The organism is Enterococcus sp. DIV0876, from assembly GCF_050529585.1.
GTDB lineage: Bacteria > Bacillota > Bacilli > Lactobacillales > Enterococcaceae > Enterococcus_D.
Genome location: NZ_CP172882.1, coordinates 2,478,370 through 2,501,437 on the forward strand (window position 1 = coordinate 2,478,370; position 23,068 = coordinate 2,501,437).

At 39.7% G+C, this 23,068-nt stretch carries 21 protein-coding genes and 1 pseudogene; 7 read left to right on the forward strand and 15 right to left on the reverse strand.

Going from position 1 to position 23,068, the window contains the following annotated elements:
• The first annotated feature begins 201 nt into the window (after positions 1 to 201).
• Complete coding sequence (locus tag IGI41_RS11785) at positions 202 to 2,985, forward strand: cation-translocating P-type ATPase (protein ID WP_430609964.1); 2,784 nt, start codon at positions 202 to 204, stop codon at positions 2,983 to 2,985.
• Between the two features lie 131 nt (positions 2,986 to 3,116).
• On the opposite strand, the gene IGI41_RS11790 is transcribed toward IGI41_RS11785, so the two are convergent.
• The 6 genes from IGI41_RS11790 to IGI41_RS11815 form a co-directional block, all read right to left on the reverse strand.
• Positions 3,117 to 3,551, reverse strand: coding sequence for an N-acetyltransferase family protein (locus IGI41_RS11790; protein ID WP_430609965.1), 435 nt, complete (start codon positions 3,549 to 3,551; stop codon positions 3,117 to 3,119).
• A 105-nt stretch (positions 3,552 to 3,656) separates the two neighbouring features.
• Positions 3,657 to 3,974, reverse strand: coding sequence for a DUF1292 domain-containing protein (locus tag IGI41_RS11795; RefSeq protein WP_430609966.1), 318 nt, complete (start codon positions 3,972 to 3,974; stop codon positions 3,657 to 3,659).
• 20 nt (positions 3,975 to 3,994) lie between these two features.
• Entirely contained in the window at positions 3,995 to 4,429 is a 435-nt protein-coding gene (gene ruvX / locus IGI41_RS11800) for a Holliday junction resolvase RuvX (protein WP_430609967.1), read from the reverse strand.
• A complete protein-coding gene (locus IGI41_RS11805; RefSeq protein ID WP_005228556.1) occupies positions 4,429 to 4,695 on the reverse strand; it encodes an IreB family regulatory phosphoprotein in 267 nt (88 codons plus the stop codon). The genes ruvX and IGI41_RS11805 overlap by 1 nt, the downstream gene beginning before the upstream one ends.
• 145 nt (positions 4,696 to 4,840) lie before the next feature.
• Positions 4,841 to 5,671: a TIGR03943 family putative permease subunit gene (locus IGI41_RS11810; protein ID WP_430609968.1), complete on the reverse strand. Its 831-nt coding sequence runs from the start codon at positions 5,669 to 5,671 to the stop codon at positions 4,841 to 4,843.
• 3 nt (positions 5,672 to 5,674) lie between these two features.
• A complete protein-coding gene (locus IGI41_RS11815) occupies positions 5,675 to 6,598 on the reverse strand; it encodes a permease (RefSeq protein WP_430609969.1) in 924 nt (307 codons plus the stop codon).
• 212 nt (positions 6,599 to 6,810) lie between these two features.
• Here IGI41_RS11815 and IGI41_RS11820 point away from each other — a divergent pair, with 212 nt between their 5' ends.
• Complete coding sequence (locus tag IGI41_RS11820; RefSeq protein WP_430609970.1) at positions 6,811 to 7,185, forward strand: thioredoxin family protein; 375 nt, start codon at positions 6,811 to 6,813, stop codon at positions 7,183 to 7,185.
• 49 nt (positions 7,186 to 7,234) lie between these two features.
• Here the strand turns inward: IGI41_RS11820 and IGI41_RS11825 are convergent, their stop codons facing one another.
• Positions 7,235 to 7,909: a redox-sensing transcriptional repressor Rex gene (locus IGI41_RS11825; protein WP_430609971.1), complete on the reverse strand. Its 675-nt coding sequence runs from the start codon at positions 7,907 to 7,909 to the stop codon at positions 7,235 to 7,237.
• A gap of 218 nt (positions 7,910 to 8,127) precedes the next feature.
• Between IGI41_RS11825 and IGI41_RS11830 the strand changes: the two genes are divergently transcribed.
• The 4 genes from IGI41_RS11830 to add all read left to right on the forward strand — a co-directional run bounded on the left by IGI41_RS11830 (position 8,128) and on the right by add (position 13,302).
• On the forward strand, positions 8,128 to 10,065 hold the full coding sequence (locus IGI41_RS11830; protein ID WP_430609972.1) for an ABC-F family ATP-binding cassette domain-containing protein: 1,938 nt from the start codon (positions 8,128 to 8,130) through the stop codon (positions 10,063 to 10,065).
• Between the two features lie 87 nt (positions 10,066 to 10,152).
• On the forward strand, positions 10,153 to 10,869 hold the full coding sequence (locus tag IGI41_RS11835) for a C39 family peptidase (protein ID WP_430609973.1): 717 nt from the start codon (positions 10,153 to 10,155) through the stop codon (positions 10,867 to 10,869).
• 144 nt (positions 10,870 to 11,013) lie between these two features.
• Entirely contained in the window at positions 11,014 to 12,120 is a 1,107-nt protein-coding gene (gene ald, locus IGI41_RS11840; protein WP_430609974.1) for an alanine dehydrogenase, read from the forward strand.
• Between the two features lie 150 nt (positions 12,121 to 12,270).
• On the forward strand, positions 12,271 to 13,302 hold the full coding sequence (gene add / locus IGI41_RS11845) for an adenosine deaminase (protein ID WP_430609975.1): 1,032 nt from the start codon (positions 12,271 to 12,273) through the stop codon (positions 13,300 to 13,302).
• A 40-nt stretch (positions 13,303 to 13,342) separates the two neighbouring features.
• Here the strand turns inward: add and IGI41_RS11850 are convergent, their stop codons facing one another.
• The 3 genes from IGI41_RS11850 to IGI41_RS11860 form a co-directional block, all read right to left on the reverse strand.
• A complete protein-coding gene (locus IGI41_RS11850) occupies positions 13,343 to 14,047 on the reverse strand; it encodes an HAD family hydrolase (RefSeq protein ID WP_430609976.1) in 705 nt (234 codons plus the stop codon).
• Positions 14,048 to 14,732: 685 nt separating this feature from the next.
• On the reverse strand, positions 14,733 to 15,029 hold the full coding sequence (locus IGI41_RS11855) for a type II toxin-antitoxin system RelE family toxin (RefSeq protein ID WP_430609977.1): 297 nt from the start codon (positions 15,027 to 15,029) through the stop codon (positions 14,733 to 14,735).
• Positions 15,026 to 15,265, reverse strand: coding sequence for a type II toxin-antitoxin system RelB/DinJ family antitoxin (locus IGI41_RS11860; protein ID WP_430609978.1), 240 nt, complete (start codon positions 15,263 to 15,265; stop codon positions 15,026 to 15,028). Before IGI41_RS11860 ends, IGI41_RS11855 begins: the two co-directional genes overlap by 4 nt.
• 404 nt (positions 15,266 to 15,669) lie before the next feature.
• Here IGI41_RS11860 and IGI41_RS11865 point away from each other — a divergent pair, with 404 nt between their 5' ends.
• A complete protein-coding gene (locus IGI41_RS11865; protein WP_430609979.1) occupies positions 15,670 to 15,945 on the forward strand; it encodes a type II toxin-antitoxin system HicB family antitoxin in 276 nt (91 codons plus the stop codon).
• A gap of 141 nt (positions 15,946 to 16,086) precedes the next feature.
• Here IGI41_RS11865 and IGI41_RS11870 read toward each other — a convergent pair.
• The 5 genes and pseudogenes from IGI41_RS11870 to IGI41_RS11890 form a co-directional block, all read right to left on the reverse strand.
• A pseudogene (locus IGI41_RS11870) lies at positions 16,087 to 16,495 on the reverse strand (transposase); the annotation flags it as partial.
• 66 nt (positions 16,496 to 16,561) lie between these two features.
• On the reverse strand, positions 16,562 to 17,620 hold the full coding sequence (locus IGI41_RS11875; protein ID WP_430609981.1) for a LysM peptidoglycan-binding domain-containing protein: 1,059 nt from the start codon (positions 17,618 to 17,620) through the stop codon (positions 16,562 to 16,564).
• A gap of 1,207 nt (positions 17,621 to 18,827) precedes the next feature.
• Positions 18,828 to 21,452 carry a beta-galactosidase gene (locus IGI41_RS11880; protein WP_430609982.1) on the reverse strand — a complete coding sequence of 875 codons (2,625 nt, stop codon included), beginning with the start codon at positions 21,450 to 21,452 and terminating at the stop codon, positions 18,828 to 18,830.
• A gap of 180 nt (positions 21,453 to 21,632) precedes the next feature.
• Positions 21,633 to 21,845, reverse strand: coding sequence for a helix-turn-helix domain-containing protein (locus IGI41_RS11885; protein WP_430609983.1), 213 nt, complete (start codon positions 21,843 to 21,845; stop codon positions 21,633 to 21,635).
• A 284-nt stretch (positions 21,846 to 22,129) separates the two neighbouring features.
• Positions 22,130 to 22,960 carry a sugar phosphate isomerase/epimerase family protein gene (locus tag IGI41_RS11890; RefSeq protein ID WP_430609984.1) on the reverse strand — a complete coding sequence of 277 codons (831 nt, stop codon included), beginning with the start codon at positions 22,958 to 22,960 and terminating at the stop codon, positions 22,130 to 22,132.
• Positions 22,961 to 23,068 lie beyond the last annotated feature (108 nt).

A 23,068-nucleotide genomic window follows, 5' to 3' on the forward strand; every position in this document is an offset into this window, starting at 1 on the left:
CACAAACGACACCCTTCTACATTGTGAGACAGTCATTTTTTCAGGGGAGTGAGATTAGTATAAGATACGCAACGGTGCTATAATTATTTATGACAAATTGCCTTAAATAACGAGTAACAAAAAATGCTCGCTGGGCAATCTAGCAAAATCTGCTGAATAAAATAAATCAGCGGAAATCGAATAAATACATGAGGTGATACTATGGACCGCAAAAAAACGATCCAAGACTTTGCCACCTTGTCGCTGGATGAGCTTTATCAAAAGACAGGCTCTTCCGCCAATGGATTAAGCCAAACTGAGGCCGACAAGCGCTTAGCAAAGTACGGCAAAAATATGATTCAAGCAGCAAAAAAAACGTCCTTGGTGAAAACATTCTTGCAAAATTTCACTAGTCTAATGGCCTTATTGCTCTGGGTAGCTGGGTTCATTGCTTTTTTTGCAGATATGAAAGAATTAGGTATCGCCATTTGGTTGGTCAATGTTATCAACGGTGCCTTTAGCTTTTGGCAACAATACCGAGCCACCCAAGCAACTGATGCGCTGCAAAAAATGCTGCCTAGTTATACCACAGTCATTCGAGATGGACAAACGGTCAACCTTTTAGTCGAAGAACTCGTTCCAGGAGATGTCGTCAAACTGAAAAGCGGCGATAATATTCCAGCTGATGGTCGGTTATTGATCGCTGATCGTGTCGAGGTCAATCAGTCAGCATTAACAGGCGAATCCACCACCGTCAACAAAACTGCTGCAGCCATGACGCCAGCAGCCGTTAAAGCGGCCGGACGTTTTTCAGAAGATAACCTTGTATATGAGGGAACGGCAATGGTGGCTGGTAGTGGTGAAATGCTAGTAGTTGCCACCGGGATGGATACAGAATTTGGGCAGATTGCTTCTTTGACTACTTCTGTTACCGAAACAAAAAGTCCTTTGCAAAAAGAATTAGACGTACTAACGCGGCAATTGTCCATTATCGCTATCTTGATCGGTACGATTTTCTTTGTCGCCGCGGTTTTTTTCGTTGACTATCCGCCGGTGAAGTCGTTTATTTTTGCCTTGGGAATGGTCGTTGCGTTCATCCCTGAAGGTTTACTGCCGACAGTGACGCTTTCATTGGCATTGGCTGTTGAAAAAATGGCAGCAAAAAATGCACTGGTGAAGCATCTAAATAGTGTGGAAACATTGGGTGAAACCTCTGTGATCTGTTCTGATAAAACCGGAACACTAACCAAAAACGAAATGACCGTAGAACAAGTCTGGCTCCCCGGTGGAAATGACTATGCCGTTTCTGGGATTGGTTATGAACCAAACGGCATCGTGACAAAAAATGGCCACCGAATCAATCTAACGGAAGAAGCTGATTTGTTGGAACTGATTCGGATCGCTACGTTAAACAACAATTCAGCGATCGAACAAAAAAACAGTAAGTACCAACTAGTCGGCTCACCAGATGAAGGTTCTCTGCTGATTTTAGCGGAAAAAGCTGATTATGATTATCCAGATGAAGTCAAAAAGTATCAAAAAATCAGTGAAATTCCTTTTGACTCTCAACGAAAACGCATGACAACGATTCGCAAGCATGCGTCGGAACTTCTAGTGTTGACTAAAGGCGGCATCAATGAAGTTCTCTCCTGCTGCACTCATTACTTGAAGAATGGTGAGGCACGCCCCTTAACAGACGAGATCAAACAAAAGATTTTGGCAAAAAATGATGATTTGGCCAAAGAAGGTCTGCGCACATTGGCGTTTGCTTTTGCGCGACTAACAAAAGAAAAAAGCGATTATACTGTTGATAACACAGAAACAGACTTGATTTTCGTCGGTCTTACGGCCAGCCAAGATCCACCTCGGGAAAATGTGATTGAAGCAATCAAAAAATGTCATGATGCGAGCATTCGCATCATAATGGTCACTGGTGATTATGGCTTGACGGCTGAAAGCATCGCCCGCAAAATCGGTGTAGTTTCTGGTGATGATGTACGGGTGATTAATGGAGATCAACTTTCCGCCATGTCTGATGACGCGTTGAAGGAAAATTTGAAGCACCAAATCATTTTTGCTCGTGTCGCTCCGGAACAAAAGTATCGCGTAGTCGCTAATTTACAAGAAATGGGCGAAATCGTTGCGTCCACCGGTGACGGTGTCAATGATGCACCCGCCTTGAAAAAAGCAGATATCGGCGTTGCAATGGGCGTTACCGGGACAGATGTTGCCAAAGAAGCAGCCGATATGATCTTGACAGATGACAATTTCACTTCTATCGTCAATGCGATCGAGGAAGGTCGTACTGTTTATAACAATATCCGCAAGTTCTTGCTGTATATCCTTAACAGCAATATGCCAGAAGCAATTCCTTCTGTTTTGTTTCTCTTTTCCCGTGGAGCAATTCCACTGCCATTAACAGTCATGCAGATTTTGTCCATCGATTTGGGCACCGATATGCTGCCAGCACTTAGCTTAGCCTCAGAACAAACCGAAGCAGGTACGATGAAAAAACCGCCACGAAAACGTTCGGAACATCTGTTGACACGTAGTTTAATTTTCAAAGCCTTTGCTTGGTATGGTGCCATGGCTTCTATCGTTTCGATTGGTGCTTATTTCTTCGTCAATCACACCCATGGCTGGCCAAATGCTCCATTAGCCGACAGCGGCAATGTTTACGTAATGGCTACTACGATGACACTTTCGGCCATTGTCTTTGCACAAATTGCAGCAGTCTTTAATTGTCGAACAGACAGTCAATCACTCTTTTCTATTGGCTTTTTCAGTAATAAGCGCGTATTGGGTGGTATTGCTTTTGAAATTATATTGATTGCTTGTTTGATGTATCTCCCATTTCTTCAAGGGATTTTCAACACTACTGGGATTCAGTTACGGGACTGGTTATTTTTGATCTGCATTCCACTTCCTATTATTTTGATTGAAGAAGTGCGGAAATACTTCGTTCGAAAGAAAGCAATGAATGCAGAGCTGAAAAAAGACATGTGATATACATTGAACCGTTATGCCTTCAATCATCCCCCTTTTTGAGGGGGGGTGATCCTAACTAAAAAACCGCATGAAATGACGAAAAATCGTTTATTTCATGCGGTTTTTTAAGATTTATGTTACAGTCCCTGCTATCCAATAAACTTGATGAACCTTTTTTGATCTTTGTCCATCCGATACCCCATATGATGATAAAACTGATGTGCTGCTGTACGGCTGGCACCCGAATTCAAGCGAATCCCTTGAATGCCTCGCTTTGCTGCTTCCGTTTCGAGGCCAGTCAACAATGTCTTGCCGATCCCACGCTTTTCATAGTCTTTTGATACCACTAAAGCCAATACATTGACCATTGTAGGTGCATATAATGTTTCGTATAATTCACCATGAACATAACCCACTACACCTGCTTCAGACTCTTGATAAACAAGTAAAAGATGGTGCTTGGTATCTGATAAAATTTCTGCCAATTTTTCATCGACAGATGGCAATGGAAAGTCATAACCTAAATCATGTGCATTTAACTGTTGAATGGCAGCGGCATCGGCTTGAATCATTGGTCTTAACATTTGGTTTCCTCTCTTCTTTTTTGAATGATAGACATTCTTTTGGTTACGTATCTTGTCAAATAAAAAAGGGTGGACACTGTCATCACAGCGTCCAACTTCACAATGCTATTCTTCTTCTTCAGCCATGAATGTGTTGAAGACTTCTTCGATCATATCCCATTCTGCTTCAGTTTCGATTTGTTCCAATTCGCCTTCTGTTCCGTCTTCGTTCTCCACGTAAGCATAGGCTTGTAATTCAACATCTTCTTCTTCTGGAACGCCTGCTGGGTATAGCAACACGTAATTGCGACCGAATTCTTCGGTTCCATCTACTGTTAAAAGAATTTCGTATAAAGTTTCGTTGCCTTGATCATCCACTAAAGTAATATGCTCATGTCCTTCGTGGTCATGATCGTGATTGTGGTCGTGTGTGTGTTCTGCCATAGTATTTTCCTCTTTTCTCTTCATTTAAACAGTTGTTTTCCAGGCCCATCTAAAAAGTTCTGCAAAATCATGACTGCTGCTAATTTATCGATGACTTTTTTCCGTTTGGCGCGGGAAACGTTGCCTTGTTCTACTAGCATCCGCTCCGCTTGTACGGTGGTCAAACGTTCATCTTGATAGGTAACAGGCAAACCAAATCGTTCTTCGATTGCCTGGCCATAAGCCATTGAAGCCTCTGCTCTAGGGCCAATGGTATTATTCATATTCTTGGGAAGACCGACCACAAAGTGTGTCACTTCATATTCTTTGGCCAACTCAGCCAAGCGGTCATAACCAAAATCATCTTCATCTTCATTGATACGAATGATCTCGATTCCTTGCGCTGTCCATCCCATCGGATCACTCACGGCCACGCCGACCGTCCGTGAGCCAACATCTAATCCCATGACTCTCATTATAGGTTTATCCCGTGATTGCCTAAGTAATAGCGGATCAGCACTTCCATGATTTCGTCTCTTTCATGGCGACGAATCAAATTCCGGGCATCCCGATAACGAGGAATGTAAGCCGGGTCGCCAGAAAGGAGATAACCGACGATTTGATTGATCGGATTGTATCCTTTTTCTTCTAACGCTCGGTAAACGATAGCAAGTGTTTCACTAACCTCTTTTTTTCGACTATCATCAAAATCGAAGCGAACTGTTTCATCTGTAAAACCCATTTCACGACACCTCTCTTTGTGTAGATTTTAGCATATCTTTCGTAATCATTGTACTAAACGTTGCTGAAAACTACAAACATATGCTCATCTTTTTCTTTATTATAGCAAAGCTTTATGATGTTTTTATGAAGTTTATCAAAAAAAGTTAAAAAGCCCGATACACATATTGATTGTCAGGCGCAGCCACTGTTGAAACTTGTTTTACTGCGACCATTGGCAAGTCCCGTTTGAAGGGTGCATAATACTGCGATTGAATCGTGCCTTCTACTTGCAGCCACTGGTTGTTCTCTGCAACAGTACCTGCTGGCAAGGTCATTCTTAAACCAAAAACACCAGAGTCCGCCACACAATGAATGATCCCAAAGCGGAATAAAAAGATGTCATTGACATCATCTTGGTCTTGATGATAGACAAAGCCTTCATATGTGACTTTCTTCCCAATAAACTCACTTGGATACGTATAGATCAATTCCATCACTTCTAGGTAATTTTCATCTGTGATCGTAATCGTCGCTTGATCGACATACTGAGCCAGAGAAGTTTCCATCTGTGTATTATAATCATCTTTATTAAAATACAAACTCGTATCTGGTTTGAGATATTGTGTCGTCATCTCAGGGTCGCCCACCGATTCTTCACTTAACGGAAAATTAAAGCCCTTTGCTTCAACGATCGTTGTATCTAAACTGACAGTTGGGAAAAACAAACCGACAATGATCGGTAATGCTAACAACAGATAAGCAATCAAGCGCTGATGCTTTTTTTCCAATCCATGTTGATGATCGTCCTCGTGATGATGAGCTGGTTCTTGTTTGACCCAAAAATAAAGTTGCACCAGCGCCAAAACCAATGAAATGACCATCGACAAAATCGCCAAGTAACGATAATGGACGTTGATAAACTGATTGAGTTTTCCGGAAACTTGCAAGTACATCATCAACTCAAAATAACCTGATAATATCAAAAAACGGATCATTATCTACACCACCCATGCATAAATCGATACAACAACAGCGACTAAGGCCACCAGTGAAGCAATAAATCGGCCACTGAAATAACGCTTCATCATCAACAGATTTTTGATATCGACCATTGGACCAAATACCAAAAAACCAACGACTGGGCCAGCACCGAACAAGCTCAATAAGGAAGAACCGATAAAGGCATCTGCCTCAGAACATAAAGACAATGTCAATGCCAACAGCAACATCACCAACACTGCCAAAAATTTCGTTGATCCGAGTGTCAACATCATCCCAGTCGGTAAATAGGTTTGCATGGCAGAAGCAATCAAGCCCCCGATGATCAAATAACGACCCGTATCAAAAAATTCATCCAAACTATGCTGCAGCAACGCTTTGATTTGCTGTCCTTTTCCCTGTGTCTGATCGTGCGGATGATGATGGTGGGCGTGTCCATGATGTGCATCGGTATCAGGTGTAGCAATCAGCTTTTGTTTCAAGACAGTATGCTGGTTAAAATAAGCCAACCATATACCAACGACCATTGCGACGATCAAACTGCCAACGACCCGTAAAAAGGCAAATTTCGCTGAATTGCCAAACGCAATAAAGGTGGAAAAAATCACGATTGGGTTGACGATCGGCGCAGTTAGCATAAATGCAAAAGCCGTGTAGACCGGTACATCTTTTTTGACAAACTGATTGACGATCGGCACGATCCCGCATTCGCAAGAAGGGAAAAACACGCCTAAGCCGCACCCGACTGTAATAGACGCCAATTTATTTTTTGGTAAAATTTTCGTGACCCGTTCTGGTGTCAGAAACACTTGTAATGCACCTGAAATCAAACAGCCTAACAAAACAAAAGGCAAAGCCTCGATGACGATGGATAAAAAAATCACGCTCATTTGCAAGACTGAATTTGGCAATGATTGGAACATAATCCTTTAACCTTCTTTATCTATAATATCTATTTGCTGGAATTACTATACGTTTTTTCTTTGGGTAACACAATGGTTTTCTTCTCTTGGGACACTTTTTTAACGATAGCTTTAAGTTTTACTCAATACATACGCCAGATATTCTTATTCACTAGCAGAATCTTTGACAAAAAAATAAATGGCGGGTACATTTTTAAGGGAGTGTGATAACCATGAAGAATAACCAAAACACCGATTTAGCGACAATTGTCGACGATCATCCCTTAGCCATCATCTATTTTTCACAACCAAATTGCAGTATCTGTCTGGCGGATAAGCCTCGTGTCAAAAAACTTGCTGAAACATACACCCTACCTTTCTACACAATCAACGTTTTAGATGCTCCAGCCATCGCGGCAAACTTTTCCGTGATGACAGTGCCAGTCGTATTACTTGTCTTGAAAGGCAAAGAAGTCCATCGTGAGGCACGAATCATTGATTTTCGGCGTTTCGAGAAGCAGATACAACGCTATCGATCCGCTTCAACGTCTGATTTGGACAGCATTTCCTACGCTGATTTATTTGATCAATTGGATGAAAGACAATAGCAAAACCACCTGATGCGTCTGTGCGCGCCAGGTGGTTTTTGTTGTCTCTTTACTCTTCTGCAGCCAATTCATCTACAGTGTCTTCGTGAGATAGTACGTTTCCTGAATGCAAGAAATAAATCAGTGTTTGCAATTCATTGGTCAAGTCAACGTTTTGGATCAATACACCTTTTGGTGCTGTGATTCGTGCTGGTGTAAAGTTTAAAATCCCTTTGATTCCAGCTTCCACAAGATCATTGACCAAATCTTGAGAGTATTGTGCAGGTACTGTCAGGATCGCAACATCGATTTGTTGGATCTTCACTTGTTCTTTCATGTCATCCATTGGATAGACAGGTACACCGTCGACGATACGACCAACCAAATCTTCGCTCACATCAAATGCAGCACTGATCCGAATGCTGTTGCTTTGATGGAATTTGTATTTTAGTAAGGCGCTGCCTAGATTACCAACACCCACTAACGCCACATTGGTCATGTGGTCTTCGTTCAAGGTTTTGGCAAAAAATTGCATCAAGCTCTCGACATCATAGCCATAGCCGCGTTTTCCTAATTCGCCAAAATAGGAGAAGTCACGACGAATCGTCGCACTATCCACTTGAACGGCTTCACTTAACTCGGTTGATGAAACTTTTAATTTGCCAGCATTGTGCAAAATGCGTAAGTAACGATAGTATAAAGGCAATCGTTTTGCAGTCGCCTTTGGAATTTGATGATCTTTCAAAGAAATTACTCCCCCATTGTGAAAAATTCACGTGTGATGTAGCTATCATATCAAATACATTGTTCAAAAATCAATTTGAATGCTCATAAATTGAAATTTATTTTTAAAAATGTTAAAATCAACATTTTCAGCAATCGCTGTTTATGCAAAGATATGATAAAATGAGGCGATTACAGTCTTGAACCATCAAGTTTCTTACAGATAGGAATGACACATTCATGATTCTATTACAAGCCAACCAAATCGCCCGTCTTTTCGGTGCTGAGGTTTTATTTGAGCATATCCAGCTCGAGATCGCCAGTCAATCCCGCATTGCCCTTGTAGGTAGAAACGGTGCTGGTAAATCAACGTTATTGAAAATCATTGCCGGCATTGAAAGTCCAGATAAAGGCACGATCGCAAAAAACAAAAATGCGACAATGGGGTATCTAGCCCAAGATACTGGACTGAACAGTCAAGCAACCGTATGGGAAGAAATGTTGGATGCCTTTACTGTTGTTCGGAATATGGAGCAACGTATGCGCAGCCTTGAGCAAGCGATTTCAGAAGCTGATCCAAATGCAGACTCTTCTTCACTATTAAAAGAATATGATCAATTGCAACATGAATTCGCCGAGAAAAATGGCTATGGCTACGAAAATGAGATTCGTTCAGTTTTACATGGCTTCCAATTCGATCCTTCTTTCTATACACAATCGATCGCTACTCTTTCAGGTGGACAAAAAACGCGCCTTGCACTGGCTAAGATGCTCTTGCAAAAACCAGACATCTTGATATTGGATGAGCCAACCAACCATTTAGATATCGACACGTTATCTTGGTTGGAATCATACCTACAAGGATATGCAGGTGCCCTATTGATCGTTTCCCATGACCGGTACTTTTTAGATAAAGTCGTCAATGAAGTCTATGAATTGAGCCGCCAAAAAATGCGTCACTATAAAGGCAATTACAGCCGATACTTGGACTTGAAAGCAGAACAATTGCAAAGCGACTGGAAAGCCTTTGAAAAACAACAAGATGAAATCAATAAATTAGAAGATTTTGTTGCCCGCAATTTGGTCCGCGCCTCTACCACCAAACGGGCACAAAGCCGACGCAAACAACTGGAGAAAATGGACCGTCTCGACCGCCCACAAGGGGATGAAAAATCAGCCCACTTCCTTTTTTCAATCGAAAAACCTTCCGGCAATGTCGTCATGCAATTGGAAGACGGCGCTATCGGCTATTCACCAGAAGATATACTATCAAGCCCAATCAACTTAGATGTTCGTCGTAAAGATGCGATTGCATTGGTGGGGCCAAACGGGATCGGCAAGTCAACTTTATTGAAATCATTGATTCATAAATTGCCATTGATCAAAGGCACGGTGCATCTAGGAGCGAACGTGACGATTGGTTACTATGACCAAACACAATCTGATTTGCATTCGACCAAAACGGTTCTCCATGAACTGTGGGATGCCCATCCCACAACACCAGAAGTTGAGATTCGTTCGATATTAGGCAGTTTCTTATTCTCAGGTGAAGATGTTGACAAACCAATCACGCTGCTGAGTGGTGGCGAAAAAGCCCGCGTGGCACTAGCTAAACTAGCGATGGACCACGACAATTTCTTGATATTGGATGAACCCACCAACCATTTGGATATCGACAGCAAAGAAGTATTAGAAAACGCCTTGATCGATTATGAAGGCACCCTATTCTTTGTATCCCATGACCGTTACTTTATCAATCGAATTGCCACGAAAGTCATTGAGTTGTCCGAAACTGGCAGCAAATTGTACTTAGGGGATTATGATTATTATTTAGAAAAGAAATTAGAAGAAGCTGAAATCGCAGCATTATTGGCTACTGACACAACAGAAAAACAACAATCGACCGGCAAAAAAAACTTTGTCCAAAGCAAAGAACAGCAAAAAGCTGTCCGCAGCTTACAACGCAAAGTTGATCAGATTGAAAATGACCTTGCTGCGATTGAAACAACGATCGCCGATTTAGAAAAGGCTATGACCGAGCCTGAAGCCTTGAACGATCATGTCAAACTAACGGCATTCAATCAACAACTGGAAGAAGCACACCAGCAACAAGAACAACTGTTAGAAGCCTGGGAAGAAACCAGCATTGCGTTAGAAGAAGCCCAGTCCCAAGATTAGAATCCGTCTCTGGTCTGATGACAGTCCCCTCCTCCTTTGTTTTACTAGAATCAAGAGAGAAAACGTGAAGCGAGAGGAGGAGATTTGATGTTATCGATCAAAACGTATCGGAAACGACAGCCGCTGCTGGTTTTATTGGGTATCGCACTATTGTTTGCCGCTTTTGTACGGGGCATATTTTTCGTACAGTCAGCGTATATGGGGGATTACGAAGAAAGCATCGTTTCCATGTCAATGGATGAACCAGGGACAGTGGATTATGCGGCTTTTAATGAAGAAGCATCTTTGTATTTGATCGACGAGGGAATCGAAACACCCTTATATTTACAAACAAATGAGCTGTGGGGTGATGAGGCCTATGGCTATGACGGTGGCCAAACGATTGCCGAAAATGGCTGCGCGATTGCCTCGATAGCGATGGTGTCGTCGGCAATCACTGGTCATGAAGTGCTGCCAACAGAAGTACGAGATTGGGCTGGCAATGGCTATTATGCCGCTGGCCAAGGAACAGATTGGCGTATCTTCCCCGCATTTGCTGAAGCCTATGGTTATCAATATCAAGACCTTGGCATGGATCTTGATTTAGTGTCCAGTTATTTAGCCGCGGATCAGCCAGTGATCGTTTCTGTCACAGCTGGCGATTTTACTGAAACCGGTCATATCATGGTATTGGCAGGCATACGAGACGATCACGTCATTGTCTTAGATCCGAATGATTCTCCTGAAAAACACCATTATGATTCTTATTACACACTAGATGAGATTGCCGATCAAAGTATCCGTTTTTGGGCTTTTTCTGTATAAACCTAGTGGGCTTATCCCTGCATCTTTGTGCTATTTTCCTTCATTGGCGAATAGCATTTTTTTATACAAAATATTTTTATTCGCATACTTTTTCACAAGAACGCGCTTTCTCGTTATAATAGTCATAAGAGAGGTGTGAGAATAATGAAAATTGGTATTCCAAAAGAAATCAAAAACAATGAAAATCGTGTAGCTTTACCACCGTCTGGTGTGTATGAACTGGTACAAGACGGTCATGAAGTATTTGTAGAAACCGGCGCTGGCCTTGGCTCAACTTTTTCCGATGACGCCTATCAGGTAGTCGGTGCCGCCATCGTTTCAGTCGAAGAAGCGTGGGCAGTCGATATGGTGATGAAAGTCAAAGAACCATTACCAGCAGAATATCCATACCTTCACGAAGGCTTGATTTTATTCACCTATTTCCACGTCGCAGCCAACAAAGCATTGGCCGAAGCATTATTGCGTGCCAAAGTGACAGCGATCGGTTATGAAAATGTCCAGTTAGATGATGGTACCTTGCCCCTTCTTTCACCTATGAGCGAAATTGCCGGCCGAATGTCGGTTCAAATAGGGGCACAGTTCTTAGAAAAAATCTATGGCGGTAAAGGCATTTTACTATCTGGCGTACCCGGTGTGCGGCAAGGGCGCGTCACGATCATTGGTGGGGGTGTAGCTGGCGAGAATGCGGCTAAAGTCGCAATTGGCCTCGGTGCGCAGGTGACGATTTTGGATGTATCGATCCCCCGATTGCAAGCGTTGGATCGTCAATTTGCAGGGCAAGTCCAAACACTTTACTCCAATCGTTTGAATATCGAAACAGCGTTAAAAACAACAGATTTAGCCATTGGTGCTGTACTTCTTCCTGGACAAAAAGCGCCATGCTTAGTGACTACCGATATGGTCAGAAGTATGCCAGATAAATCTGTGATCGTCGATATCGCTATCGATCAAGGTGGCATCTTTGAAACAGTGGACAAAGTAACGACCCACGATGATCCAACCTACGAACGAGAAGATGTGATCCATTATGCAGTCGCGAACATGCCAGGTGCCGTTCCACAAACAGCTACGATTGCTCTGAGCATTGCCACATTACCATTTGCACGGGAATTGGCACAAAATCCTGAAAAAGCACTACGCAGCAATCATGCCTTAGCCAAAGGCGTTATCACCTATGATGGGCAATTCACGTTAAAAGAAGCTGCCCATGATTTGACTTTGTCTTATGTTGACTTCACTGAATTAATCTGATTTTCATACAATAAAAAGCCAATTTCCCTTACAATGTTCGGGGAAAACGGCTTTTTTGCGATGTTTATGAGAATTTGATTTTTGCTATAGCGGACAAAAGCGAATTATGCTATATTCATACTTAAAAAAATTGCTGCTAGGAGGAACACCGTGCTAACAAAACATCAAATCCAAACTTTCCCTAAAATAGAATTGCATTGTCATCTTGATGGATCAATTCGTCCCCAAACACTTATCGAAATTGCCAATCAACAAGGCCTCTTTATCAACCAAGACGAAACCATTGTCAGAACACATATGCAAGCACCAGCTGATTGTCATAACCTCAAGGATTATTTGGACTGTTTTGATTTTGTTTTGCCTTACTTGCAGACAGAAGACGCTTTGACACGAGCAGCTTTTGACGTGATGGAACAAGCTGCTGAAGATGGGATAGCCTATATCGAGATTCGTTTTGCCCCAAGTCTATCGATGCAAAAAGGCTTGTCTTGCCAACAAACGATTCAAGCAGTCGCAAAAGGTATCGCTCTGGCAGAAACCAGATACCCGATCATAGGCAACATCTTGATCATCGGTATGCGTCAGGAAGCACTTCATGACATCACGTCGATTTTTTCTGAAGCGACTGCTTTATCTGAAGACAAAGTCGTTGGCTTAGATTTAGCTGGTCCTGAAGTTGATGGCTACGTGCCCCACTTAGCAGAAAGCTATCGCATATTTATTGACGAACAGCCGATCCAATTAACGTTGCACGCCGGCGAATGCGGTTGTATCCAAAATATCTATCAAGCCATTGAGAGCGGTGCACAGCGGATCGGCCATGGCATCGCCTTAAAAGGTGATCCAGCAACACAAGCGTTCGTGCGGGAACAAGGTGTACTGATCGAAGGCTGTCCTACAAGCAATGTGCATACCCGCGCAATTGATTCTTATGCTGCCTATCCATTACGGGAATGGCTGCAAAATCAAGTACACTTTTGTTTGAATACCGACAATCGGACCGTATCGAATACGACGTTGACCAACGAATATTGGCACATGGTCCAGCATTGTGGGCTAACGGCAGAAGAATTAGCAACCATTATGGAACATGCCCTTCAACATTCGTTTGCTTCTGAGGAAGATAAGGCGGCGTTGCTGGTGCAAATGTCTGCGGTTTTTCGCACAGAAGCAATGGAATAAAGCAATCTTCAGTTTCTTGTTCATAAAATTGCCGCTGTTTTTATCGTTCTAATAACGTCATGATATTCTCAAGTAAATGATCTTGCGGTTCAACGATCATATCTGGTATGAGGTGATTATCGGGTAACAAACTTTGACGGCGATTGAGCCACATCGTTTTCCACCCCACACCTTTGGCCCCGACGATATCATTTTGATAAGAATCACCGATATACAGTATTTCATTCGGCGCAGATTGCGTATTGCTAGCAGCCAATGAAAATATCCGCGGATCTGGTTTAGCGATCCCGACCTCTGATGATATAAAAATATGGTTAGCAGGGATCCATTGTTGCGTACCTAATTGCTTGAGTTTCATCCGTTGATGGGCACTAGGTCCATTTGTAATGATACCTAGTATCATATTTTGTTGATAACAATAGTCTAACGTTGCTTTGATCTCATCAAGCAACGAAATTTTTTGTTGATAAGCATAATAGCTTTTTTGAAAAGCGGCTGCTTCTGCTTGTGTGATTTGATAACCAAAATCAGCCATTGCATGCTGAATACGATAATGATGCATATCAGAAACTGTAAGAATGCCCGCTTCAGTATCATGAAATACAGTATCACTGTGAAAACGACTCCGCTGGTAAAGTGCAGGGATCGGGATATCGTATAAGGCGAAGTGATCGCGATAGGCGTGCTCAAATGGTATCAGTTGGTCATAGAGTGTATCATCAAGATCGAAAAAAATAGCTTTCATGGGGTTCTCCTTAGGTGAACTTTTATATGTAATGCATCGTTTATCCATAGATTAAACTTAAAAAAGTGACAAGTAAACTTTATCTTTCAGACTGATAAATTTTTTTAGCTGTTGCTATATCAAAGACGCATTGTTTGTTATTCTATCATCACGCATTATATATTGTAATATATTTGAAAAAAAAATTATAAGAATCACGTTTTACAAAGCCATTGCGCTTCCTGTAAAGTTGAAAGTAAAATCAAAGATACATATCAATTGAAAACAGAGTGAACCATTCATCAATAATCGCTGATAGAAATTTTTTGTAAATAAAAACTTCTTTGGAAAATCCTAAATTGCGGCCCCTCCTTTTCTGCACAAAAAACTTATTTACGCGCACACCCATGAACGTGTGCGCACAAATAAGTTTAGCTCATTAAATAATGACCATCCTATTTAAAGAAAGTTTATTTTCTTTATCTTAATATGGAAAGAAAGTAATATGGTCCTTTTCTTTTTATGTCCCCTCTTCATCTGCTTCGACTAACATTTTCAATTTTAAAATAAATTCGTCAAAATTCTCTGTATCTGCCAATTGAAACTACAGCCTTACATCGAATAGTGTTTTCTAAATTCTCTTTATCAAAAATTTATAATAATCAAAAATGTTAAGTTTCTGATCCCTTTATTCAATAATGATCGCCTACCTGCCTAATCTTTTTTCAGCTTCCCTGTAGACTTCTTTTTCGGTCCTTTTGCCAATCACCACAATTTCAATTATTTCAATACCTAATTCAGACTGTTTGAATATCACTCGTAAACCTAATTTTTTGTGTTTCATTTTTTTACAATCTGCTAGTTTTCCTTTAAGTGGTTGTCCCGTGTCTAATCCAAATTCCTCAATTTTTTTTAAAGACTTCCTTACTTGCAACTTTTGACTATTGTCTAGTTTGTCATAATCTTTTTTTGAAGCATGAGTATATTTTATTATATAACTCATTCCCACTCATCCTCAACACCATCTAAGTCTTCTCTCCAATTTTTTCCCATAACTTCTTCGGCAGAGTAGTATTTTGGCGCAGATATTTCAAAAGGAATTTTTTGTTTGCTAACAATTTGTTTGAAGTAGATATTAATGGCGGTTGTAAAATCAAGTCCTAATGCTTCTAATGTTTCTGCTGTATTTTTCTTCAATTCAGAATCCAAATTAACATTCAATCTTTCTTTTGTTGACATGTAAACCCTCCTATCTATACACCTATTATACACCTTAAAGGTGTATAATTCAAGAATTTATAAAAAATCATAGCTTTCTATATTAAATTAATTTATATTTTAGCGTATCTTCTAATAAGAAAGGAATAACCAAAATATGATTTTCAAAACTAATGAAGGCTACGTCTGTTGGAAAAGAAGTGGGCGCGACGTAAGTTAGATAATCACGTCCTTGAATAAAACAAAATGCATTCGAAAATAATTTATTTTTGAGTATATTTTGGTATTTTAATTGCTCGTTTTGCCAACTTAATTATATTGATTACCGTTTATCATTTTATTTGCATTTAAACTATATACGGATTAAATTGTTATCAGAGTAAAACTATATTTGCTTTCTATAAAGGCCTAAAGGAGTTACTAAAATGAAAAACAAGACTATTACATACCCTGCAATTTTCAAAAAAGAATCCCCTGAAGGTTATTATATTGAGTTTCCTGACATAAAAGAGGCGTACTCAGGTTCTACATCTGACGACATGAAATTTGCTATGGAGATGGCCCAGAAAGCGTTGAAAATGGTTGCTAAGGTCTATATGGAAAACGACATGCGTCTTCCGAAACCAACCTCTTTGAACGAAATAAGGGTCAATCAGGGCTCAATTGTAAAGCAAATTTGTATAACCATAGAAGAAGGCTAGCCAACAGCAATTAGTCGAATAAATTAAAAAGGCGCCACAAAAAAGATGTGACGGTCGAAGTTGTTATATCCAAACTATCTAACATCCTACTAACCTAATTAACAGAAAAATAAACATATCAGATAAAAGATGTATTTTAAAAGATAGAATTTTTGTGCCCTCGATAAACAATGCATCATCAATGAGATTACGCATACGAATGTATTTTGTCAGGTGTACCAATCCTTCATTCGTCCATTCCTGTAACATCATTTGAGACGCAGAAACGAGCAATGGTTCGATAAGACGACGCACGTTCTTGAGTCAGCCAGTACGCATACAGATTTTCTTTGGCCAAGCGCTCAATCCTGTGACTACTGAAGGTTTCTCTTGTATAGGCAAATAGAACCAACTTCATCATGGCAACTAGATTATATTCTCTCGGGAGGCCCAATAGATAAGGCTCATTGATTTGAAAAGATTCGACTAATTCATTGATAAGAACAACGATGTGATTTTCTATTGGAGAAAATAAAGTTAAAAGAGCCATAAATGAACGATTTTTCGTCATTTATGGCTCTTTCTTAAGGTCTTATGTCACAGTCCCTTTTTCGATATTTATATTCAATAAAAAATTTTAGTCGAAATTAACCGTATATCCAATAATCTCACCATTAGCATTTAATGCTGGATATACTACAAAATGAGTGAATTCAACAAATTTCCCTTCTGCCCATAAAGCATACGCTACTGCATTAGCTTCAGAAACTGTTGATTTAAAGATACCACTGTTGCCTAAATTCACAGGCGTAATAGCTCCTGTTTCTTCCCCGCCTGAACCATTGTCTTCTCCTGATCCATTGTCACCGCCGCTGGATTCATTATCGCCGTCTTCGGGAGGAGTGATTTGGTCAGGGTTAGCAACCCCAAATACGATATAAATATAATCGCCATCTGGATGAACTTCGTATCCCTTAACTACGTCCGGATAATTAACCTTCATCCACGCTGATGATTCTGTCGTATTCAAGAACGGTCCCACTCGAAGCCGAGTAAAAATAGCATTTTCTTCTACTACTGTTTCTGTAATTTCACGTTCTTTTTTTTGTTCATTATCACCTTCCGCCGGGGGAGTAGTTACTTCATTCCCATTGCCGCCGTCATTATCAATATCTGTAGGTGGCGTAGGTGTAGTTGTGTCATCTGAATCCTCATCATTATCTTCTGAAGGTGTCGATGAATTGTCTTTATCTCCAGATACGTTCCTATCATCAGAGTTATTCATTTCTCCGCCAACTGGTTTTTCAGGATTAATTTTATCCTCATCACGAATAATTGCTTGACTGATTGTATTCCCATTCGAATCTTCCAAAGTAACAACATTCCCGCTAAAAACTAACTTGTTCCCAGCAAAAATCAAATCAATATTACTAATATTATTCCATTGCGCTAATCTTTCAATTGTAATATTAGTAGCTTCGCTGATTACACTTAACGTGTCTCCCCACTTTATAGTATATTCGTTTCCAGAAATATCTTGTTTCACTTGTTCAACTGTACGGGCAACCCAAACCGTAGCACTAATCGGCTCAGCCACTTCACTTGCATTTACTGAGCTGCTGCCGTAAGCACCTACAAGAAAAAGGCTTGCTACCATAACAAACTGCTTTGTTACATTACTTTTAATCGATTTCATTTTCCTAATCCCTTCTTTCTATTAGATAAGTTCTTATAACAAAGACGTTGATCATATCTTTCCGCTAGAACTAAATGAAATAAAAAAAGACTCCTTTACTATCCTAAACTTGGCTTTTTCTTCCGAAGATTTACTAATAGGCTCAAAGTTCGGACTGACCACAGATAATTCAGAAAATTTCCATTATTCTCTCGACAAAACATGGTAAATAAGGCCTCATTTTAATCATCTTTCAAGCTTTATTTATCTATTTTTGAATAAACGTCTTTGTTTAAGACTAACAAAAAAACTGCAACTTATCCATAAATTTATTCAAAATATTAAATTATTTTGATTGATAATAAAAAATAAAGCATAATTATACTATTCCAAACTAAATAGCTAATTTGGGGAACCAAAATAGTTCCTTAAATATATCTCAAAAAAATCAAGGTAAGTAATAAATTAGACTAAAAAATGGATACCAAAATTATTAATTACCGTTAGCATGTCTAAAACCAAATCCTCCGCTTCAATTTTCGTTTTCGCTAAGTCAAAAATACTCATTTTTTTTGGAAAAAGGGATTAACCCAATAAACTGAGACAAAATAAAAAAGTACCTCTTGTTGAATTCAAGTTACAATGAATTTAACTAAGAAATGCTTTTTCAGTGGGAAATCAAGTGACTTATCCGATCCACATCAAAGAAATGGCTATACAGATGAAATAAGAGAAAGTTCCTGTAAAAACGATAATGGAATAATTGGGTATGAAGAACAAAACACGAATCGAAACATGGTAGCACTGATATCGTAATGATGAAAATCACCGACTGGTTCAACCGGTCTGGAAACAGTATTTTATGGAAAAGGTCCAGAAAATCAATCACACGAACAACACTTTATAAATGAAAACAAACTTTTTAAAACAACATATTGTGGTGTTAAAAAAGTACAACGAATTGGAAAGGATGTGGCACCAGAAATATTTGTAAAATTGGTCAAAGGAATGAAATAAAACTCGAAATCACCAAAAACTAGACTACCAATCACCGATAGAAAATCGGAAATCAGCAGCCTAAGAAAATGCTTTTTTATTACTGTTTCACAATTTTAGGTTAGTTCCGCGCCCTAGCTGCTTTTTGATTCAAATAGCTTAAACTCTACTAGACACCAGATTCCTCTCTATAAATCTTCCAGCAGTGAATTTTCTTCTTTGCATCTGGTAATTATTTCATCCATTCAATTATTTGATATTCATACGGTGCCAATACATGTTTTCCGATTGTCAAAGTAACATCATTAAGACGTTCCCGTCCTTCTTTTTCTATAAAATAAGTTGTTTTGACTGATTCCATATTTACTATCCACAACTGAATGTACGTTTTAGATTCGCGTCGGTATTTCACCAAACCATTTGCTGTACGAGCCCACTCACGATCAGATTCAAAAGGGATAATTTCCTTTTCACAAAAGTCTTTCCACAATTGACTTGATCTTAAATCTCGGGGAACACCTCCTAGATAGAGTACTTCTCCGGCACCCTTCTTTTGTTTGGATATCACTGTACGATTGCCAACAGTTGCTTCTATTGTGCCATCAATTCGCAAGTCAAAGACAGTGACTAATCGATCCAAAGGTTCTAAATGATGCTGATATCGGATAGAACAACTATTTTCCGATGTCTGATATTGTTGGATCTGATCAAATCCAAGCCATTCTCCTAAACGATCTAAACCATTTGTGGCTGGCCATGCTAATTCCTTGGTCCGATCACCCGTCATCGGTCCCAGTATCAGCTTACCGCCCTTATCTGTGAAAGCTGCAAATTTTTCAAGCAATGTTGGACTAATCCAGCGAACAAAAGGTGCCAAAACAACATCATAATCCTCTAAAGGACTATTTTCTTGAATAATTTCTAAGCTGATTCCTTGGCGAATCAAACTACCATAAAATTCGGTAAATAGACCACGATAGTCATAAACGCCTCCATGATCGATCGTATAAAACCGTTTCGAATAATCTGAGTACATGATAGCTATTTTTGCTGGCACATAAGTTGTTTCAGCCAAAAGCGGAACGATTTGTTTTTTTAGCTGACCAATACGGACAACGTCCTCATAGCCACGATCTGGCTCACCCCAAGCAGTTAAAACGGCACTATGGGGCTGCTCCACACCAAAGCGATGTCCGCGAAAATGCCAAAAACAAAACGATTTCAGGTTACCAGCATAACCAATGAATGCCTCACTTGTAACGAATCCGCGGGGACGAGGAGATGCATAATTTTCAATATGTCCTGCGTTTGCCGTACACGTTTCTAGCAACAACATTTCCTTATTTCCGGGTTTAACATTCCGCCATCGGTCCAAGTTCATCGTATACGCTGGATAATTGTCTGCCGGTGGATAAGTATCAAATCCAGCAACATCTAAATCTGCAAATAATTCATCATTTTGCAAATTAAAACCAAAGGCTGAATTATGAGTAATTGGTAAAGCCGTCTCCATACGGATGAAGTGACAAAGATCATGCGCAAATTCATTTAACGTATCTGTTGTAAAACGACGAAATGCATTCATCAATGAGGAATTATGCAAGAATGGCGTGGCTAACGGCAAGATCACATCATCAAACGCATCGTACCACTCACTCCACACGGTCGTGCCCCAACGTTTATTTAAGTTTGTCACGGTTTGATAGGTATCTTTTAAATACTGATGCCAACGGGTTTGGCAAGATGTACAATAACAAAGATCGACATGGCACTTAAATTCATTATCTAGTTGCAGCATAACTACATTCTCATGTTTTTCGGCAATCTCAGCGATTTTCCTCGTCAATCGATAGGCATAGCGGCGAAAATCCTCATTGTTTGTACATACATGCTGTCTTGAACCATGGTGCATTTTGGTCCCATCTTGATTTGTGACCAACGCCTCTGGATATTGCTTTGTAAACCAACGAGGAGGTGTTGGTGTTGGAATACACAAACAAACATCGATACCATTTGTTTGATACTGCTTTAAGACCCGTTCTAACAACTCAAAATCATATTCGCCAGGTTTCGGCTCAAGATCACGCCACATAAATTCACCAATCCTAGCAAAATTCATCCCTATTTGTTTCATGGTTTGAATATCAGATTGCATGATTTCTTCCGACCAAACTTCTGGATACATACACGCACCATAATAAGTATTCGAAAATAACGACTGCTCATTCATGTACGCTTGTAAACGTATGCTCACGTAACGAGCAACCATATGCGCTCCTGACTGGGAAAAGTGTGTGTTATCTGCCAAACCTGCAGGATAATTAGGATTCTCTCCAGGTTTTAACCAAACAAATAACGCTTTGGAAGCTTCTAAACCTAAAGATTCATAATAATGATAGGTATACCGATTTAAATCAAACAGAGCAACTTCTTCAATACGACTAAGCTCTTTTAAGACTGGTTGGAATTCTGATAAAGTATGTGCCAACTGCCCTTCGTCCCCTACACGTCGCTCAACAGGGGTACATATGATTGGAATGCCTGCTTTATCTTTGATTCGTCTAATTATATCTGTTAAAAAAGCAACATATTCTTCAATCGTGACTTTATTTTTTTCTTTTTGATCATTGTGTCCAAATTGCAACAGAACGATTGTCTGTGGGTCCACTTCCTGCATCAATTTAGCAAGTCTACCTTCTTCGATAAATGAACGAGTCGTACTGCCGTTTTTCGCAAAATTATGCACGGTGACTTCGGGCGATAAATAGCTAGGCAATGCTTGGCCCCAACCCATCATTGGTTGCTGATCAACAGGGTAATCCGCCATCGTGGAATCTCCAGCTAAGACGATTTTCATTTCTTTTTTTCCTCCATCTATTCTTTCATAAGATTTTCGTCAATTCATTCTTATGCTATCTTTAAGCATTTTATAGAAATCGCTTTCTTTTTTATTATACAAAACATACAATTGCGAAAATATAGAAAAACCAGAGTAAAAGCTATAAAAATACGAGCTTTTCCATAATGTATACCTAAACTAACTCTGTCTTTTTCGATATTGTCCTGGGGTCATTCCTGTGCACTTTTTAAACAAACGATTGAAGTAGCTCGGATTATACCCTAAGGTTTCTGCTATTTCATTGATTTGACGATTGGTTTCCAATAATTGTCTTTTTGCTTCTACAATACGGACATTGGTTAAATAATCAATAAAGTTTACCTGCTTAGCCCGCTTGAATTCTTTACTCAAAAAGATAGGATCTCACTCAACATTATTATTGAAATTAAAAACCATGAGCTCTTAGGCAATACATCATGCGAATATATTTTTTTGTATGAGACATAAACAAACTACTTTCAATCTTCTCATAAGCGGCTAACAACCGCTTACCAGACCGAAAGTAGCTTGTATACGAAATCTTTTTACTAATATATCCAGGCATAGAATCATTTTCTTTTTATATGTCATATTTAAAAATTCAATACCAACAGAATTTAAAATCTGTTCTTATCCAAACTATATTGGTGATTTTCTTAATGAAAATCCTCAAGCAACGCGACTGCCCGTTCAATTCCTGCATCTTTTGTTTCTTCCAGTACTATATAACATAACGGTTTCTTTTCCTGCAAGATACTCAATATTTCTTTATAAGCTATCTGTCCTTCTCCTAATGGAACCGGGACGATCACATTTTTCTCAACTTGATAGTCTTTTAAATGCAGGCAGACAATTTTATCTCCAAACATTTCAAACGCCTCTTTAACAATTGATACTTGCTCTGCAGCCGTTTCTGCTGTGATCAAGTTGGTTGGGTCATAGATAATCCCTAAGTAAGGCGATGGTACCCGTTCAATCAATTCTGCTATCCGATGATTTGAATATAATGGATGATTCAATCCCGCTTCAATACCGACCATGGTTTGATGTTGCTCACCGACAGAAACCAAACGTTGAACCACTTCTATTAAATCATCAAAAACATCATCGTTGAAATTTGCCTCACTATACCCAAGTTCCGCAAGAACAGAGCCTGTTTCCGAAGCAACCATTGATGCGCCAAAATATCGTGCATGGAACAAGTATTGTTCAAATTTTTTAAGTATGTCTTCTCTGGTTGCTGCATCTGGATGAATCAAATTGCTATAACAACTTAACAATGCGATTTGAATATGTTTTGCTTCGAATGTCTGTTTAAAAAAAGTGCCCATCCCCGGATTGATTTTATCTGCTGCACTCCATTCAGGAAAAGACGCACTTAATGCGAATTGCACATTGCCGATATTTTTTGATGCAATCGCTTCAGCTAATTGCTCAGGCTTAGATATCCCTGATACATCATGACCTCTAACTGCAAGATTAAGCATTGTTTTATTCCTTTCTTATTATGTCTTTTGCTCATTATTCCTAATGATACACAAGATTCCTTTTGAATTTGATAGCGCTATCTTTAAACGATAGCATATCTGCCTCAA